The sequence below is a fragment of the Chitinophagales bacterium genome (assembly GCA_019694975.1).
Lineage (GTDB): Bacteria > Bacteroidota > Bacteroidia > Chitinophagales > UBA10324 > JACCZZ01.
Genome location: JAIBAY010000003.1, coordinates 244,293 through 260,719, shown reverse-complemented (window position 1 = coordinate 260,719; position 16,427 = coordinate 244,293). Strand labels below are relative to the sequence as shown.

Genomic DNA, 16,427 nt, shown 5'->3' with positions numbered 1-16,427 from the left:
CTTACTTCCCCCTGATGATGATTACAGGATCTATCCTGCTGGCCTTCCGAGATGGGAAATAACCTGCGAGGTACGTAGTTATCAATGAAAATAATCCGCCGATGATGTAAAACATAATATTATAGTCAACAGGATAAGTTTTTGTTGTAGGTAATGCTTCCGTATTGAAAGGTACCTGATCAATCAATGCAGAAAGCCCGTACCCGAATATCAGTCCTAATGCACCACCGAAAACACCAATGCTCAATGCAATTACGATAAAAATCATATTAACATCACTGCCTGAAAATCCTGTAGCTTTTAAAATGGCAATGGAATCCATTTTTTCATAAATCATCATGTTGAGGATATTGTAAATGCCAAAGCCTGCAACAATCAACAGCGTGATCCCCACTGAATAAGAAATCAGTGTTCTGATAAAACTGCCGGTTTCAAATTGTGCATTCGCTTTTTTGATATCCAGCGCATCAATCTCAAATAAACCGGCATACTCTTTCGCCATCTGCGGTGCCAGTTGAATATCCTTCAGTTTTACCTGTATGTCGGTAATAAAACTGCCGGCTTCACCCATCAGCTTCTGCACCGTTGTGATGGATGCGTAGCTTTGCACATTATCGATATCCCTGATGCCGGATTGAAAATATCCCACCACTTTCAGTCGTATACGCTCACCCCTTGTAGTGGTTACCTGTATCACATCGCCAATGCCGGCCATCATTTTTTCCGCAGCGCCTTTTCCCAGAATAATACTGTTCGGAATATTCTTAAGATCAATGTAGTTACCGGTGGTTACATACTCATGAAACAGGAACAACCTGTTTTCAGCTTCCACATCAATGCCGTTGATTACGCCGGTGAGATCAATAGGGCCAACATTGTATATCACCGGTGCTGTGATTTTCGGTGCAATGCCTGAAACCCTGCTATCATTATTCAGCGCATGCATGATGGCTGTATTGTTATGAATCTCCAGCCGTTCCGTCTTTGGTTTGATCGAACTAATAAAGTTATAATAGTGGCGGTACTTCTCCGACCGTTCAATAGGCTGATACTTTGATGGCTGGATTTCATTGTATAACCTGATATGCGGTGTCCTGTTTATGATGAGTCCGTCGAGCAGATGGTTCAGTCCCGACATGAAACTCAGGAGGCTGATGAACATGGTAATGCTGAAGGTAACACCAATGGCCGCTACGAGGGTTTGTTTCCAGCGTGCCATCAGGAGTGCAAAGGAAATTCTTGTTATGAGCAGTGGTTTCATTCTGCAGGTTTGATGAGTTCCTCGTCTTCATGCAGGCCGGACAGAATTTCGATATTCCTGAAATCTTTAATGCCGGTTTTTACTTTTACCTGTTCGCCATTGCTGCGTATCGCGATGGAATCATTTAACAGATAATTTCTTGGAATCAACATGGCTTTTTCCTTTTTTTCAACCACGATATTTGCCTCAAATGTGAGATTCGGATATAGTATTCCGGGATCCTCTTTGAATGCCGCTTCCACCAAAAATGTTTTGCTGCGTTCATTCATCAATGGTATGATCCTGGTGATAACGGCTTCAAAAACACTGTCGTGGTAGCTGTCCATCATCACCAGCACGGTTAACCCGGTGCGGATTCGCAGGATATCATTTTCATCTACCTGCATTTCGAGAATAAAATTGTCTGCATCTCCAATTACAGCTACCGGTATTTGCGGTGTCGCGATATCTCCCTTTGTTATTTTAAGGTCGTAAACGATGCCATCGATTTCACTTTTTATGGTATAGTCGCTTTGCAGTTTGCTCGAGATCAAAAGATTTTTTTTCGATTGCGCGGAAGCAAAGTCAAGCTGGCGTTTAAGGTCATTGTATTTTTCAACTGCGGAAAGGTATGCGGTTTTCGAATTCTTATAAGCGAGTTCCCGTTGCTCCAGTTCGGCTTTTGTTCCGATATCCTGCTTCCACAATGCCAGCTGCCGGTAGTACAGCGATGAATCGAGCTTCATTTTGCTTGCAGCGAGTTCAGTCACCTGGCCGGCCTCATTCAGCTTTCCCTGGTTGGCATTATAGTCAGAATAGGCTGCGGCGAGCGCTGCATTTTCCGTGCTTAGCCGCTGCATTTCACTGGATATGGCCATTAATGCAGTTCCGGCAGCAACCGTATCGCCCTCCGTTATCCATACATCACTGATTATGCCACTGACGGTAGGAAACACCTGGTACTGATTCTTGCTTTTAACAATACCGGAAGCATATACGGAGGATGTAATGGAGGCGATGGTAGGCTTTATTTTTTCTTCTTTGTGATTACACGAAAGAACACTTATCAGGATGATAAAAATAAATGACCTGGTCATGAAGGGCAAAGATAAGGATAAGCGTAATGCGATTAAGCGCTGGATTTGGCAGGGCACATTTTTATACTCCTTTTATTTTCTTTTGTGGTAATCCCTCATAGGGCTGCATCCTTAAGATGATTTGCCTTTCAATGTAGCCTCCTAAAACATGGATTGCATTTCCTGAACGTGTCTTATTTGCAATCTTCCAATGTGACAAGCTATGGCAATGACATTATTAGTGATTATTATTGCCGGAATATTATTCGATTGCAATACGTATTATCAACACAAAAAACTGACTTACCATGGAACTGGATAACCTTGCAGAATTTAAGTCGTTTCCTGAAATAAGTAAAAAGATTGCTGCATTCAGCATCCCCAAAACATTTGCAGAAGGAGAAGTGATCTTGAGCGAGAATGCTTATATAAAATCCATTCCCATCGTTACCAGCGGAAGTGTAAGGGTAATGCGAGCAGATGACGACGACAGGGAAATTCTGCTTTATTATATCCGATCCGGAGAAAGCTGTATCATGTCTTTCCTGGGAGGCATACATCATGACACAAGCAAGGTAAAAGCCGTGGCGGAAGAAGAAACCGACGTGCTGTTGCTGCCAATAGATAAGGTGGGTTTGCTGATCAGGGAATATCCGGAATGGCTGGACTATATCTTCCGCTTGTATCATAAACGGTTCGAAGAGCTGCTGGAGGTGGTGAATGCTGTTGCTTTTAAGAAAATGGATGAGCGGCTGTTAAACTTTATCAGGGCAAAGTGTGAGCTCACCCAAAGTAAAACACTTTACCTGACACATGAGCAGCTGGCGCATGAGCTGGGCACTGCGAGGGTAGTAGTTTCCAGGCTGCTGAAACAACTGGAAGATGAAGGCATCCTGAAGCTGGGCAGAAATAAAATTTCGCTTGTGTAACATTTGTTGCTGAACGCGACGGATAGCTGTTCGACTTTTGTGGTGTAATTGATTCTTCACCACAAAAAACCGAACCCATGAAGTCCAATGTTTCAAATGCTGACAGAATTGTCAGGATCCTTGTAGCGGTAGTTGTAGCCGCCTTGTATTTTACCAACCTGATCAGTGGTACCACCGCTATTATTTTGATCATCATCGGAGCAGTATTATTGCTGACCTCGCTGATCAACTTCTGCCCGTTATATTATGTACTTGGACTTTCTACACGCAAAAAAAAGCAATAAGATGATTGTCCAACAAGCTGTAGTTATCGCCTTGATTGGTATAGCGGCCGGACTTCTGAGCGGCTTGCTTGGTCTCGGCGGTGCCATTATCATCATTCCTGCACTGGTAATGCTCTTAGGATACTCACAGCAGCTGGCACAGGGCACTGCTTTAGTGATGATGGTATTGCCTGTCGGCGCGCTGGCTGCTTATAAATATTATCAAAACGGATTTGTTGATGTTAAATCAGCCCTCATCATGGCCGTTTTCTTTTTCGTCGGCGGCTACCTTGGGGCAAGATTTGCCACACAGGTGCCGCAAGAAATACTGAAAAAGGTATTTGCTGTGATGCTGATCGTCATCTCCGTCAAGATGTTGTTCCTTGACAAACACTGAATACTTTGCAGGCTCTGTAACAAAAGTAGCAGACAGAGAAACTACGCGGATCTAACTTTGCATCATCAAAACTTATAAAACTCAAAAATGGAAATCAGACAATTTGAAGATAAAAACCTCGCACATTTCTCCTATGCTATTGTAAGCAGGGGTGAAATGGCAGTGGTTGATCCATCGCGCAACCCGCAGCCATATTATGATTTTGCCAGGGAACACCATGCGAAAATCACCGCTGTCATTGAAACGCATCCGCATGCAGATTTTGTGAGCAGTCACCTGGAGATCAGGCAATCAACCGGCGCTGCTATTTATGTAAGTAAACTGGCTGATGCAACTTATATGCATCAGTCGTTTGATGACGGCGACGCCATACTGTTGGGTGGCATCACACTGAAGGCAATGAATACACCCGGTCATTCTCCTGACAGTATCAGCATCGTTGCATTTGATGAAGCCGGCAGGCAGCATGCTGTATTCACCGGTGACACATTGTTTATCGGTGATTGCGGCAGGCCCGACTTGCGGGAACTGGCTGGTGCCATAACAGCCTCAAGAACTGAGTTGGCTAAACAGATGTTTCATTCGCTGCAAAGCAAAATCATGCAACTGCCGGATGATGTGCTGGTTTATCCTGCGCATGGTGCCGGAAGTTTATGCGGCAAAGCCTTAAGCAGGCAAAAAAGCAGCAGTATTGGTGCCGAAAAAATGAGCAACTGGAGCCTGCAACAGATGAGTGAGGAAGTGTTTGTGAAGGAGTTGCTGACTGATCAGCCATTTATTCCTAAATACTTTCCTTATGACGTGGCTGTAAATCTTGCCGGTGCTGCTACTTTCGCTGAAAGCGTGCTGCAAGTGGAAAAAAGGTCGCCTGTTACCTGCAAATCCTGCGCTGATTCATTAGATCCGCAAGTAACAATTATTGACACACGTCCGCACCTGCAGTTCAAGAAGGCACATCTGAAACATGCCATTAACCTGATGAATGATGTCAAATTTGAAACCTGGCTGGGAAGTATCATCAGCCCCGGTGAAAAGTTTTACCTGGTGGCTGAAAATGATACAGTGCTGAATCAACTGATCGAACGGATTGCCAGAATCGGGTATGAGAAACAGATTCTGCTGGCCTTCACTTCCGATTATGGCGACGTTGATGCACCGGTATTTGACAGCAGTAACCTGCTGGAACACCTGGATGAATATACCATTGTGGATATAAGGAATAAAGGGGAGAAAGAAATGAAAGAGATCTTCGGCAATACCCTGCATATCCCTTTATATGAATTGCGTGAAAGAGCCGGTGAAATACCGGTGGATAAGCCGATCCTCGTGCATTGTGCCGGCGGTTACAGGAGTGCGGCCGGCAGCAGCATCATACAGGCAGCAGCCGGAGGCAAAACGCCTGTTTTTGATTTAAGTGATGCGGTAAAATTATTTCAGCCTCAATTGCATGCTGTAATCAGCTGATAACACCATAAACAAACCATTTTAATAAATGAACATTAAAGAGATTATCCAAAAGAGATTGGGAACCATAGTTGATGTAAGGAGCAGTGTGGAATTCGGGAACGGCAGTGCATTGGATTCCATCAATATTCCCCTGCAGGAATTTCCGGTGAGGTTAACAGAGATTGCCAATCTGAAGTCGCCGTTGTTACTCTGTTGCGCATCCGGTAACAGAAGCGGACAGGCGCAACAATACCTCTCGCAACTGGGCATCGAAGCTTACAATGCAGGTTCTTGGTTCAACATCAGTCAAATTGTATCACAAAGAGAAAAAGCGTTATAAAATGGAAACAGTTGAAACAATAGCGGCCATGCCACGAATCGGTGAAACGGCACCTGCATTTAAAGCGGTAACCACACAAGGCGAGATTAATTTTCCGACAGACTATAGCGGCAAATGGGTCATTCTCTTCAGTCATCCTGCTGATTTTACGCCGGTATGCACTTCAGAATTCATGACTTTTGCCAACAGGGAAAGTGAATTTAATGCACTTAATTGTCAGCTTGTAGGACTGTCAATTGATGGCTTGTACAGTCATATTGCATGGCTGCGAACGATTAAAGAGAAGATTGTGTATAAAGACATGAAGCATATTGAAGTGAAATTTCCCTTGATCGAAGATATAACAATGGAAATTGCGAAGAAATATGGGATGATTCAGCCGGGCGAGAGTTCTACGAAAGCCGTGAGGGCTGTCTTTTTTATTGATCCAAAGGGAATAATCAGGGCAATAATTTATTATCCGCTTTCGCTAGGAAGAAATTTTGATGAACTGAAGCGTGCATTGATTGCCATGCAGACGGCTGATAAATTCAGTATCGCCACACCTGCCGACTGGAAGCCCGGTGAGGATGTGATTGTTCCACCGGCTGGTTCATGTGGTGTGGCAAAGGAAAGAATGGAAGAGAATAAGGAGATGCACTGTTACGATTGGTTTTTCTGTACCAAACCATTGTCAATTGATAAAATCTCAAACAACTAAAAAGGGCAGCATGCTAAGCACATTAAAAAAAATTTTAGGACTGGGTCCTGCAGTCAACTACGCAGAACTGGTGAATCAGGGTGCTATTATCCTGGATGTCCGAAGCAAACAAGAATATGCGACTGGCCACATCAAGGGTTCCATCAACATTCCGGTTGATCAGCTAAGCAGCAGTTCCGGGAAGTTAAAAGACAAAAACCGTCCTATCATCACCTGTTGCGCATCGGGTATGCGCAGTTCATCTGCAAAGAGTATACTGCATGCGAAAGGATATTCACAGGTTTTCAATGGAGGCGGATGGCACAGCTTGCAAAACAAGATCAGATCATGAACACTTCCTGGTGGAACGGATGGCACTTTATGCGATGGTTTCGTCTCGGCTTCGGCATCCTGCTTGGAGTGCAGGCAGTGTCATTACAAGACAGTTTTGCAGGCATCGTAGCAGTGTTCTTTCTGTTTCAGGCATTTACGAATACAGGCTGTTGCGGGAGTGAGGGTTGTGCATTGCCTGCTGCACGATCAAATGACCGTATTATGGAAAATAGATCAGGTAACGAAGTAAAATAAAATGAAAATGGAAGCGCATTATTTTAATGTAGACATTGATTGGCTGGAAGAGAGAAAAGGAAAGCTTTCTTCGCCGGAATTAAACAGCGCGATAGAAGTGGCTACACCACCTCAGTTCGCGAAAGGGATAGCTGGAATCTGGTCGCCGGAGCATCTTATGACTGCCTCCGTAAGCAGTTGTTTCATGACTACCTTCCTGGCAATAGCAGAAAATTCAAAACTGGAATTTGTGAGTTTCACCTGCAGTGCGAAAGGGAAACTCGAGAAGCCGGAAGGAAGGTTTATTATGACTGAAATAATACTGGAACCAGTACTGGTGATACTGCAGGATGCCGACAGGGAAAAGGCAGAAAGGATTCTTCAGAAAGCGGAAGCTGCCTGCCTTATCTCCAATTCTATCAAGTCGAAAGTAACACTGATCACGCATGTTGTAACGCAGCAACTTGGATCCTATGTTTAGGGTTGTCGCGCAGAACAGTTGAGTGTTGCGTTCCGTTACAGTCTGAGAGATATTGACGGTATTCATAGCCGATATTGGTTTCGGTTAATGCGTTCGCCTTGAAGACAGTATTTTACCGGCCTTTGATTGTTGAGCAAATTCCGGAAAGTGCTTATTCTTTTTTATGGTCAGCAATTCAACAAGCTAAATTGTGCAGTTTGGATTAGCTTATTAAATGAAATATGCGAAATCGATACGTTGATATGATGTTTAATATCATCGCGAAGCAAAGTATATTCTCGATAGGTTAAATAATTGCGGCCGGATACAATCGTGGTATTGCTTTTTATATGAAGCTTAAAGCTGTATGATTTGTATTTTCGTGATGAAATTTTTTCATGCGGCCATTTAACATTTACATCGTCTGGCATCCGTTGTTTCAGGAAGGGCCAACCTATGCCGAGTTTATTTACCGCACGTTCAACCGGAATTTCAAAGAACCGTTCTCCCGCCATTTAGGCATTCCGGTCTTCTACCGTTCTATTGGAAAATCGGGCAGTGAGGAGGAGATGCCCATGGATATTGATCCGGAGGCGGCCCGTCGGATTGCTGTTGTCGTGCTTGTGGATGATAGCATGATCATTCATCGCGAAGAATGGAAAGCATATCTCGACAAAATAACTGCATTGGATAAGGATGACGGTAACCTGAGGGTGTTTCCGGTTGCGCTGTCAAAAAATGCGGCTAAAGTAAATGATATGCTGAACCGCAAAAATTATATCAGGGTTTTTCAAAAGGAAACGATCGAAGAGCAATGCAGTTTCCTGGGTATTTCACTGGCGCATGAGTTTTGCCGCCTCCTGCATGGTTTTGAACGGGTATCAGCAAATGAAACATCATCTCCGCCACGGCTGAAATTATTTCTCAGCCATTCCAAATCCGATGGTGTTGAAATCACCAAATTGCTGAGATACTGGGTGCAGGAGTTCACCGGTCTCCAGGCATTTTTTGATGCCACGGATATTCCGCCCGGTGAATCATTTGCCAAAGTGATTAGAGAAAATGTGGATGTTGCAACGTTGCTCGTTGTACAAACCGATGTGTACAGTACGCGGGAATGGTGCCGCGCTGAAGTGCTTGAAGCGAAAAAATACAAGCGGCCGGTAGTTGTGATAGATGCGCTGGTGAAAGGTGAATCACGCAGCTTTCCCTATATGAATAATGTGCCGGTTGTCAGGTGGTCGCCGGAAAGTGCTGCGGATTTCTCAGGCCAGATAGAACATATCATCATTCGTGTACTGCTGGAAACCTTACGACACCGCTATCAGCGCGATTTGTTTTCATATGAAATGAATCAATCAAACTCTGCGGCTGTGCATTACACAATGCTTGCCAATGCGCCTGAATTGCTGGACCTCATTGAGGAAGGTGACAATGTGCAGCAGCCATCGGCAGGTTATCTATATCCTGATCCGCCGATTGGAAGTGAAGAGCTTCAGGTGCTCCGTAAGTTTGCGCCACTGGCAAACTTCAGCACGCCTGTGCAACTGATCAGTGAATTAACTCAGCAGGACAGTCCGGGAAGGGAATTTGTTATCGGCATATCCATTTCTGAGTCGGGTATGATGGAACGGCGCGGATTGAGCACAGATCACCTGAAGGATGTTATGGTGGAGGCGGCAAGATATCTGCTCGCCTCAGGTTATTCGCTTGCCTATGGTGGTGACCTGAGTTATGCCGAAGGTTTCAATTTTGTTACCCTGCTGAGAGATATGATCCTGACTTATCGTTCTGATTACATGGATAAGAAAGCTTGCGTGACCAACTACACTGCGTTTCCTTTATATAAACTCATTCAGCCAGCCGTTGAAGCGGCTATGATTGATCAGGTGAAATTCAAACGCATACCACCACCGGCTTTATTTGCAGGAGATTTGCTCGAAGACTGGGAACGTATATTGAAAGGAGAGTCGGTGATGGATCAATACATTTTTGCACAATGCCTTACAACGATGCGCCGGGAAATGAATGACCACATTGATGCAAGAATCATCCTGGGCGGAAAGCTGACAGGTTTTAAAGGAAGATATCCCGGCCTTGTGGAAGAAGCATTGCTGGCAATGGAGCAGGGCAAACCTGTTTTTCTAATTGGTGCATTTGGTGGTTGTGCCGAAGTCATTATACAGGCGGTGAGAGGTGAAAGGCCGCCGGCATTGACCGCATCGTACCGGGAAAAGAATGCCCGCTATCAGCAACTGGTAAACTATTACCATCAGGAGGTTACGGACAGGCAAGATGGCATCGATTATGAATCAGTAACAGATTTTTTTAATGCAAAAGGCATCAATGGTTTATCCAATGGACTGAGTTCAACAGAAAATGAAATATTATTTAATAGCTATGACGTTAAGCTTATTGTATCCTTGTTATTAAAAGGGTTGAAGCTTTGTAAAAGGGATTAAAACAGTTTCCAGCAAAACGAAAAACACCGTGGCTGCCAGATCGCAGTATCCGCTTTGGCTATGCAGGAAAATGCCTTGACACCGGATGAACTGTAAACAAGCCCAGGATACCGTTGTTTCCCGGATTTGGTTGAAGGTTTAACCATATGCATGATGATGACCGCATGAAATTAGCATGACAAACACTACAGAAGAAAGATGTAAAACGGTAAAGTTTGACTTTGACTTCACCAGCGATTTTAAACTTGAAGTGTCTGACCACGGAAGGGTTCATACATCAAACATGATGGCTGACAAGCGACTGCTGAATGTTACGTTGACGAATGGTTATCGCAGATCAGATTGCGGCTTTTCAAACCACGTCCGGTAAAAGCAGAACGCGCCTTGCATTTCTCAAAAAAAAATCTTGTCCTCATCATCAAAAAACTTTCGCCCCTGAAAAGGAAAATCAAAACGAAAGTGAAACATGATAAGCAATACCTGAGTTACTTAAAAGAAGAGAAAGAGCTTCAAGGACTTTATGACGGACTTGAAAAAGTGTATCGCAAAGAATTTAAGAAGGATATGAAGCAGCGTAGCATGTATGTCACGCTGCCTGTTCACCGGCTTGTAGCGGAGTACTTATGCAACAGACCTACCGCCTTGCATCAGCAGGTTACACGTCTGATTCACAACAAACTGAGTAACCATGCCGGCAATCTCCGCTGGATTACGCAGGAGGAACTCACTATGCATCATAAGACGAATCCCAACGTGAAGAAGCAGCGAAGCAGCCGGAAATGACCGAGAAATGAAAATTCAAAGAGCTGCAAACTCACCTCAATAAAAGTAATGCTGATCAAGAAGCGCCTGAATGAAGGTAAATCATTGTCCATTTTAGCCAAACAGTTTAAAGTGACTACGACACAGCTTTCAAGAATCAAAAGAGGCATAAATTGGAATGATATTCAAGCAGCGCGATAACGAGCAGGCGTAATTGCTCTCTATTCAAATATATTCTTCAACGGAAATATGCAGTGATTCGAATGCCATTCTGGCGGCTTGTTTCTCCGCATTTTTCTTATTGGTATCCTCTCCTTCGCCCCATTCTTTTCCATCAATAACTGCCGCTATTTTATACAGTGCGCGGTGGCGGTGCCTGGTGTGATTCTTAACAGAAAATGTAAGTGACTTGCCGGATTTCTGTGCCCATTCCAGCAATTTACTTTTATAATTGAATTCGGTGATTTCGAGCTCACCGATATCAAGAAATGGCTTGACAATTTTTTTTATGATGAACTTCTGAGCGCTTTTATATCCTTTATCAAGGTAAACTGCACCCACCAGTGCCTCGAGAGCATTGCCCGTCAGGGCTTTCTTGTTCAGCATTGGATCATGGGTGCTGTAGGAAAGAAAGTTGTCGATGCCCATTTTATGCGAAACCGTTTTGAGCTGACTGCGGCTCACCATTTTCGATCGGATGTCGGTAAGATATCCTTCATTCTTATAGGGAAATTTTTTGAAAAGGTAATCGGCGATAACAGCGCCAAGCACAGCATCCCCTAAAAATTCCAAACGCTCATTGCTCTCATAATCTTCTTTCGCAGAAGAGCTGTGACGAAAGGCCAGTTCATACAAATGAAGATTTGCCGGTGAAGTACCAGTGAGGGATTTCACCTGTGCATAGAATGCCTTTTTACCGGAGAACAGACGACGAATCAACGTTGCGTGCCTTAAAATGAAAAACCCCGGCGGTTGTATATTTCCGCCAGGGTAAAAGGTAAAAACAATTTATCAGTCTTTTAACTTTCGCATGATTAAGGATGCGTTGTGGCCCCCGAATCCGAAAGTATTGCTCATGGCAACATTCACTTCACGGGTTTTCGCTGTATTAAAAGTGAGATCAAGTTTAGGATCAATTTCAGGGTCGTCGGTAAAGTGATTGATGGTCGGCGGTATAAAGCTATGCTGCATAGCGCCAATGCAGGCAATTGCTTCAGCGGCACCGGCAGCACCTAGCATATGGCCTGTCATTGATTTGGTTGAGCTGATGCTCATTTTATATGCATGTTCACCAAATACATTGATGATAGCTTTCAATTCAGCCAGGTCACCCAAGGGCGTGGAAGTGCCGTGCGTGTTAATATAATCCACTTCTTCCGGCCGAAGGTCACCGGCATCTTTCAATGCTTCCCTGAGCACCTGCATCACACCTATTCCTTCAGGGTGCGGTGCAGAAATGTGATAAGCATCGCCTGACATTCCGCCACCGATTACTTCGCAATATATTTTAGCGCCTCTTGCCTTTGCATGTTCATATTCTTCCAGCACCAGGGCGCCGGCGCCTTCTCCAATCACAAATCCGTCACGGTCTTTATCATAAGGACGTGAAGCGGTTTCCGGCGAGTCATTTCTTTCACTCAGTGCTTTCATAGAGGAAAAACCGCCCACTGCAGGAATACAAAGCGGGAATTCTGAACCGCCGGTAAGCATCACCTCTGCCTTACCGAGACGCAGATAGGTTAGCGCATCGATAATGGAATTGGTAGAAGAAGCACATGCATTAACGATGGACATATTCGGCCCCATGAATCCATATTTGATGGATAAATGACCGGCTGCGAGGTCAGGGATAATGAGCGGAATCAGGAATGGGCTGAAACGGGGTGTTCCGTCGCCGGCACAATATTCCATCATGGCCTTGGCGTAAGAATCGATACCACCAACACCGGTTGCCCAGATAACGCCAATTCTTGTTTTATCTTCTATGGCCAGATCGAGTCCGCTGTCTTTTACCGCTTCTTCGGAGGCTATCAGCGCGTACTGTGAATACGGATCCAGCTTACGCGCTTCTTTCTTTTCCAGGAAACTGTATATATCCAGGTTTTTAAGCTGGCAGGCGATCCTGGTTTTGAATTTCGAAGTATCAAAATAGGTCAGAGGTCCCCCGCCACTCACACCTTTGCGAAGATTGTCCCAAAATTCAGGAACACTATTCCCTAAAGGAGTAAGTGCACCGAGGCCGGTGACAACTACCCTTTTAAATTCCATGTAATGTGCGGATTAAGACTTAGCGTACTGCTCGATGTAAGCGATGGCCTGGCCAACAGAAGTGATGGTTTCAGCCTGCTCGTCGGGAATGGAGATATTAAATTCTTTCTCGAATTCCATGATTAACTCAACCGTGTCGAGAGAATCGGCACCAAGATCATTGGTAAAGGTAGCTTCCGGCGTAACCTCACTTTCATCAACGCCTAATTTGTCAATGATGATCTTCTTAACTCTTGCTGCGATGTCTGACATAAATAAGTAGTGGTTTAATTTTCGGCAAAGTAAGGGATTTCAGTTTTTATACGCAATCTTTTCATCAATTATTTTCTACCCTGAAAATGTGTGCCTGCCATCAACCTGCCAATAGGGAAAGTGGTAATTTCCGGAGCTTTTTGTCATTTGTAATATTGCATGATAACAAGTACGTTTGGAAAGACAGGAAAGCAAATTAAAGACAGCAGTCAGTTGGCAAAAAAAAGAATTGTAACGCTGGAAGATCATTTTAGCGGCGTTCTCTGGGGCATTGTTACACAGGTGAAGGAATACCAGTTAAGCTGGCATCTCAACAAAGCGCTCGGATTTGACCTCAAGCGTACCGATGATCTTGAAATCATTCATAAAAAGAAAAACAAGACGTCGGCCTTTAGCTTTTACAGGTATGAACATGCTTTGGATAAATGGCAGGTGATTGTTCTTTCCAACAAACATGCAGGTGAATTCCTGTTGCCCGAGGTCAAGCAGGTGGACTACCTGCTGATGGTGAAGGGTGAAATATCCGCAGAACAGGAAGAAGGAATTTTTGCCAAAGTGAAGGAGATTCACATTGTGCAACTGTTGGTGAAACTGGATTTTCAGCGCCTGAAATCCAAAGAAAACCTGATGGTAGAATAGAGGCCTGCCTGATTTTCGGAAGTGATAGTAATCTTTATGCAACCCGTTTTTCCCAACCCATAAATTTTGAAATGACATGTGGAAAGAAGATGACAACAAATTGAAACGGACATTTTTGTTTCGTGATTTCAGTGAGGCATTTGGTTTTATGGCAAGAGTGGCACTGGCTGCAGAAAAAATGAATCACCATCCGTTCTGGTTCAATGTGTGGAATAAGGTGGAAATTCACCTTTCCACACATCATGCAGGAGATCAGGTAACCGATAAGGATTATCAACTCGCAGGTGCTATTGATAAAATTTACAAGGGCGAGTGATTGTTTTGGTTAATTTTGAATTCATACAAAAGCACCACATCAGCATTACCGGTAGCTGCATCTCCAAAATGGAAATGGGTGCAGATGATTTGGGATAAGCAATGCGGCAGGAGAAACCACGACTGCTGCAAGGCATCATGCGGTACCGCTGAGTCCATCACCGTTTTAATTGAAAGTTGCGCTATGACTGCTTTTGTTGTTAACCCGAATAACATTCATTGAGGCAAATAATTTATACCATGCTGCCGGTGATGTATTTGTTCACCCAATCCGTGAAGGCACAGTTGCCGGAACAGGATTGCAGTGGTGCTATACCGGTGTGTCAGAATGTGTATATTCAACCCAATTCCTACACGGGTGAAGGCACGCAGGAGCTTTTGTTTGGCAATTCTTCCTGTTTGATACAGGGGGAAGAAAATTCGGTCTGGTACATCTGGACCGTCAATGTTTCGGGAACGCTTGAGTTTGAAATTACACCGATTAACCTGAGCGATGATTATGACTGGGCAGTGTACGATCTCACCAATGCATCGTGTTCGGATATTGTCAGCGGTGTTGCGCCGGAAGTAAGATGCAATTACTCCGCCATTCAGGGAGCAACAGGTTTATCCAATCCTTATGTGCTGATTTCTGTCTCCGCCGGTGGCCCTAATCAGTGCCAGCCAATGAATGTGGTAGCCGGTGAAACATACGTGCTGGTCATCAACAATCACGACGGTGTTATCGGCGGTTATACCTTATCATTTGGCGGAACAGCAGTGGTTTTTGATATCATCCCGCCGGCACCGGTCTCGATAGACCCGTTTCCCTGCACACCACCCTCCGTGCTGCATCTGACTGTATCCGAACAGATACGCTGCAACTCCATAGCAGCTGATGGCAGCGATTTTTTTGTGACCGGGCCATCGCCGGTAACCGTAACAGGTGCGTCATCTGCAGGATGCGTGAGCGGAACCTTTACCAACAAGATCGATATACAACTTGCCGCACCAATTAATGTAAACGGATCTTATCTGTTACACTTTAAGCAGGGAATCGACGGTAATGTAATCCTGGATAATTGCGGCAATGAACTGCCGGATACCAATAAGATGCCTTTCACGGTAGCAATTGCCGATGCGGAATTTGACTACCAGATCATTAAGACCTGCATTGGTGATTCCCTCGTATTCACCGACCTGTCCGTCGGTGATACCACCATTACCTGGTCGTGGGATTTTGGTGACGGTAATACTTCAACAGACATCAATCCGTCGCACCTGTATGCCGGAACGGGTACTTATGATGTGATTTTGGCCATCACGGATACCGGTGGATGTTTCAACCAGGATACGATCAGCATCAGTACCTACCTGGAGCCGCCTGTTGCGGGATTTTCCGTTTCACCACCGCCATATTGCGTTAATGTTCCAATATCCTTTTTCAATTCATCAACAGGGCAGGGGTTGGTGTACAAATGGATATTCGGTACTGCCACCACCAATCAGTTTGAGCCTGTGTTTACTTTCAGTGCGGCAGGGTTATATACGGTGTACCTGGTGGTGACCGACAGTATCGGATGCTTGGACACGGTTTCGGCGAACCTGACCATCAATGAGGGCGTAACGGCCGCATTCAACTATCAGCCGGATGTGCTATGTCTCGGTGATACGATTTCCTTCAACAATGTGTCGACAGGTGATGTAACCTCCGTGGAATGGGATTTTGGAAACAGCGTAACTGACACATCTTCCACTTCCGTGGACATTGCATACAGCAGCAGCGGCGTTTATACGGTAACACTCATAATACATGATGCGGTTTGCCTGCCGGACACTTTTGCTGAGTCGGTTGAAGTATATGATTATCCTTTGGTTGATCTGGGAAGTGACACCAGTATCTGCATCGGTGAATCCATTGTGCTGGATGCCGGCAACCCCGGATACCAGCATGATTGGTCTACCGGAGAGCAAACGCAGGCTATCGTGCTGAATATTGTGCCGGAAACGGTGGTCGTATTTGTGAGTAATAATGGTTGTGTGGGTAAGGATACCATTTTTGTGGACAATGCCTGCCCGTTTTTCATTCCTACTGCTTTTACGCCCAACAATGACGGAATCAATGATGAATACAAGATCATCACGGATGGAACCAATGAATTTGATTTGAAGATCTTTAACCGGTGGGGACAAATGGTTTATCGCTCGTCTGATCCGGACGAATCATGGAACGGCACATTTGAAGGCTTGCCGGAAGAAATGGGGACCTACATCTATGCCGTAACTATTCAGTTCAGCAATGGCGTGAGCAGAGTGATGAAGGGAAATATCACTTTAATCCGTTGAAGATTTT

General features: G+C 44.7%; 19 protein-coding genes. 14 read left to right on the top strand and 5 right to left on the bottom strand.

Features of this window, described 5'->3' with window-relative positions; translation table 11 throughout:
• Nucleotide 1 precedes the first annotated feature (1 nt).
• Together K1X61_07570 and K1X61_07565 are read right to left on the bottom strand one after the other, a co-directional pair.
• Complete coding sequence (locus K1X61_07570) at nt 2–1,261, bottom strand: ABC transporter permease (protein ID MBX7108487.1); 1,260 nt, start codon at nt 1,259–1,261, stop codon at nt 2–4.
• Nucleotides 1,258–2,337 carry an efflux RND transporter periplasmic adaptor subunit gene (locus K1X61_07565; protein MBX7108486.1) on the bottom strand — a complete coding sequence of 360 codons (1,080 nt, stop codon included), beginning with the start codon at nt 2,335–2,337 and terminating at the stop codon, nt 1,258–1,260. Before K1X61_07565 ends, K1X61_07570 begins: the two co-directional genes overlap by 4 nt.
• 287 nt (nt 2,338–2,624) lie before the next feature.
• Here K1X61_07565 and K1X61_07560 point away from each other — a divergent pair, with 287 nt between their 5' ends.
• From K1X61_07560 to K1X61_07510, 11 genes are all read left to right on the top strand, one after another.
• The gene (locus K1X61_07560) at nt 2,625–3,245 is read left to right on the top strand and encodes a Crp/Fnr family transcriptional regulator (protein MBX7108485.1); all 621 of its coding nucleotides are present in this window, start codon (nt 2,625–2,627) and stop codon (nt 3,243–3,245) included.
• 77 nt (nt 3,246–3,322) lie between these two features.
• On the top strand, nt 3,323–3,529 hold the full coding sequence (locus K1X61_07555) for a DUF2892 domain-containing protein (protein MBX7108484.1): 207 nt from the start codon (nt 3,323–3,325) through the stop codon (nt 3,527–3,529).
• A gap of 1 nt (nt 3,530) precedes the next feature.
• Nucleotides 3,531–3,905: a sulfite exporter TauE/SafE family protein gene (locus tag K1X61_07550; protein MBX7108483.1), complete on the top strand. Its 375-nt coding sequence runs from the start codon at nt 3,531–3,533 to the stop codon at nt 3,903–3,905.
• 87 nt (nt 3,906–3,992) lie between these two features.
• Nucleotides 3,993–5,369, top strand: coding sequence for an MBL fold metallo-hydrolase (locus K1X61_07545; GenBank protein ID MBX7108482.1), 1,377 nt, complete (start codon nt 3,993–3,995; stop codon nt 5,367–5,369).
• 28 nt (nt 5,370–5,397) lie between these two features.
• Nucleotides 5,398–5,691 (top strand): rhodanese-like domain-containing protein, encoded by a 294-nt coding sequence (locus K1X61_07540; GenBank protein ID MBX7108481.1) that lies wholly within the window; start codon nt 5,398–5,400, stop codon nt 5,689–5,691.
• Nucleotide 5,692: 1 nt separating this feature from the next.
• Complete coding sequence (locus K1X61_07535; GenBank protein ID MBX7108480.1) at nt 5,693–6,391, top strand: peroxiredoxin; 699 nt, start codon at nt 5,693–5,695, stop codon at nt 6,389–6,391.
• A 10-nt stretch (nt 6,392–6,401) separates the two neighbouring features.
• The gene (locus tag K1X61_07530; protein ID MBX7108479.1) at nt 6,402–6,722 is read left to right on the top strand and encodes a rhodanese-like domain-containing protein; all 321 of its coding nucleotides are present in this window, start codon (nt 6,402–6,404) and stop codon (nt 6,720–6,722) included.
• The gene (locus tag K1X61_07525; GenBank protein ID MBX7108478.1) at nt 6,689–6,958 is read left to right on the top strand and encodes a hypothetical protein; all 270 of its coding nucleotides are present in this window, start codon (nt 6,689–6,691) and stop codon (nt 6,956–6,958) included. The genes K1X61_07530 and K1X61_07525 overlap by 34 nt, the downstream gene beginning before the upstream one ends.
• 7 nt (nt 6,959–6,965) lie before the next feature.
• Nucleotides 6,966–7,418, top strand: coding sequence for an OsmC family protein (locus K1X61_07520; GenBank protein ID MBX7108477.1), 453 nt, complete (start codon nt 6,966–6,968; stop codon nt 7,416–7,418).
• A 377-nt stretch (nt 7,419–7,795) separates the two neighbouring features.
• Nucleotides 7,796–9,859, top strand: coding sequence for a TIR domain-containing protein (locus K1X61_07515; GenBank protein ID MBX7108476.1), 2,064 nt, complete (start codon nt 7,796–7,798; stop codon nt 9,857–9,859).
• Between the two features lie 459 nt (nt 9,860–10,318).
• Nucleotides 10,319–10,642, top strand: a complete 324-nt coding sequence (locus K1X61_07510; protein ID MBX7108475.1) for a hypothetical protein — start codon at nt 10,319–10,321, stop codon at nt 10,640–10,642.
• 204 nt (nt 10,643–10,846) lie between these two features.
• Here the strand turns inward: K1X61_07510 and rnc are convergent, their stop codons facing one another.
• From rnc to K1X61_07495, 3 genes are all read right to left on the bottom strand, one after another.
• Nucleotides 10,847–11,560 (bottom strand): ribonuclease III, encoded by a 714-nt coding sequence (gene rnc / locus K1X61_07505; GenBank protein ID MBX7108474.1) that lies wholly within the window; start codon nt 11,558–11,560, stop codon nt 10,847–10,849.
• A 72-nt stretch (nt 11,561–11,632) separates the two neighbouring features.
• On the bottom strand, nt 11,633–12,889 hold the full coding sequence (gene fabF / locus K1X61_07500; protein MBX7108473.1) for a beta-ketoacyl-ACP synthase II: 1,257 nt from the start codon (nt 12,887–12,889) through the stop codon (nt 11,633–11,635).
• Between the two features lie 12 nt (nt 12,890–12,901).
• Nucleotides 12,902–13,141 (bottom strand): acyl carrier protein, encoded by a 240-nt coding sequence (locus K1X61_07495; GenBank protein MBX7108472.1) that lies wholly within the window; start codon nt 13,139–13,141, stop codon nt 12,902–12,904.
• A gap of 159 nt (nt 13,142–13,300) precedes the next feature.
• Here K1X61_07495 and K1X61_07490 point away from each other — a divergent pair, with 159 nt between their 5' ends.
• The 3 genes from K1X61_07490 (at nt 13,301) to K1X61_07480 (ending at nt 16,420) form a co-directional block, all read left to right on the top strand.
• A complete protein-coding gene (locus K1X61_07490; protein ID MBX7108471.1) occupies nt 13,301–13,780 on the top strand; it encodes an IPExxxVDY family protein in 480 nt (159 codons plus the stop codon).
• A gap of 76 nt (nt 13,781–13,856) precedes the next feature.
• On the top strand, nt 13,857–14,096 hold the full coding sequence (locus K1X61_07485) for a 4a-hydroxytetrahydrobiopterin dehydratase (GenBank protein ID MBX7108470.1): 240 nt from the start codon (nt 13,857–13,859) through the stop codon (nt 14,094–14,096).
• A gap of 218 nt (nt 14,097–14,314) precedes the next feature.
• The gene (locus K1X61_07480) at nt 14,315–16,420 is read left to right on the top strand and encodes a PKD domain-containing protein (protein MBX7108469.1); all 2,106 of its coding nucleotides are present in this window, start codon (nt 14,315–14,317) and stop codon (nt 16,418–16,420) included.
• Nucleotides 16,421–16,427 lie beyond the last annotated feature (7 nt).

Bases quoted from the DNA above. Each gene is read 5' to 3' on its own strand.
- K1X61_07570 (MBX7108487.1), bottom strand. From the start codon at position 1,261: ATGAAACCACTGCTCATAACAAGAATTTCCTTTGCACTCCTGATGGCA.
- K1X61_07565 (MBX7108486.1), bottom strand. From the start codon at position 2,337: ATGACCAGGTCATTTATTTTTATCATCCTGATAAGTGTTCTTTCGTGT.
- K1X61_07560 (MBX7108485.1), top strand. From the start codon at position 2,625: ATGGAACTGGATAACCTTGCAGAATTTAAGTCGTTTCCTGAAATAAGT.
- K1X61_07555 (MBX7108484.1), top strand. From the start codon at position 3,323: ATGAAGTCCAATGTTTCAAATGCTGACAGAATTGTCAGGATCCTTGTA.
- K1X61_07550 (MBX7108483.1), top strand. From the start codon at position 3,531: ATGATTGTCCAACAAGCTGTAGTTATCGCCTTGATTGGTATAGCGGCC.
- K1X61_07545 (MBX7108482.1), top strand. From the start codon at position 3,993: ATGGAAATCAGACAATTTGAAGATAAAAACCTCGCACATTTCTCCTAT.
- K1X61_07540 (MBX7108481.1), top strand. From the start codon at position 5,398: ATGAACATTAAAGAGATTATCCAAAAGAGATTGGGAACCATAGTTGAT.
- K1X61_07535 (MBX7108480.1), top strand. From the start codon at position 5,693: ATGGAAACAGTTGAAACAATAGCGGCCATGCCACGAATCGGTGAAACG.
- K1X61_07530 (MBX7108479.1), top strand. From the start codon at position 6,402: ATGCTAAGCACATTAAAAAAAATTTTAGGACTGGGTCCTGCAGTCAAC.
- K1X61_07525 (MBX7108478.1), top strand. From the start codon at position 6,689: ATGGCACAGCTTGCAAAACAAGATCAGATCATGAACACTTCCTGGTGG.
- K1X61_07520 (MBX7108477.1), top strand. From the start codon at position 6,966: ATGGAAGCGCATTATTTTAATGTAGACATTGATTGGCTGGAAGAGAGA.
- K1X61_07515 (MBX7108476.1), top strand. From the start codon at position 7,796: ATGCGGCCATTTAACATTTACATCGTCTGGCATCCGTTGTTTCAGGAA.
- fabF (MBX7108473.1), bottom strand. From the start codon at position 12,889: ATGGAATTTAAAAGGGTAGTTGTCACCGGCCTCGGTGCACTTACTCCT.
- K1X61_07495 (MBX7108472.1), bottom strand. From the start codon at position 13,141: ATGTCAGACATCGCAGCAAGAGTTAAGAAGATCATCATTGACAAATTA.
- K1X61_07490 (MBX7108471.1), top strand. From the start codon at position 13,301: ATGATAACAAGTACGTTTGGAAAGACAGGAAAGCAAATTAAAGACAGC.
- K1X61_07485 (MBX7108470.1), top strand. From the start codon at position 13,857: ATGTGGAAAGAAGATGACAACAAATTGAAACGGACATTTTTGTTTCGT.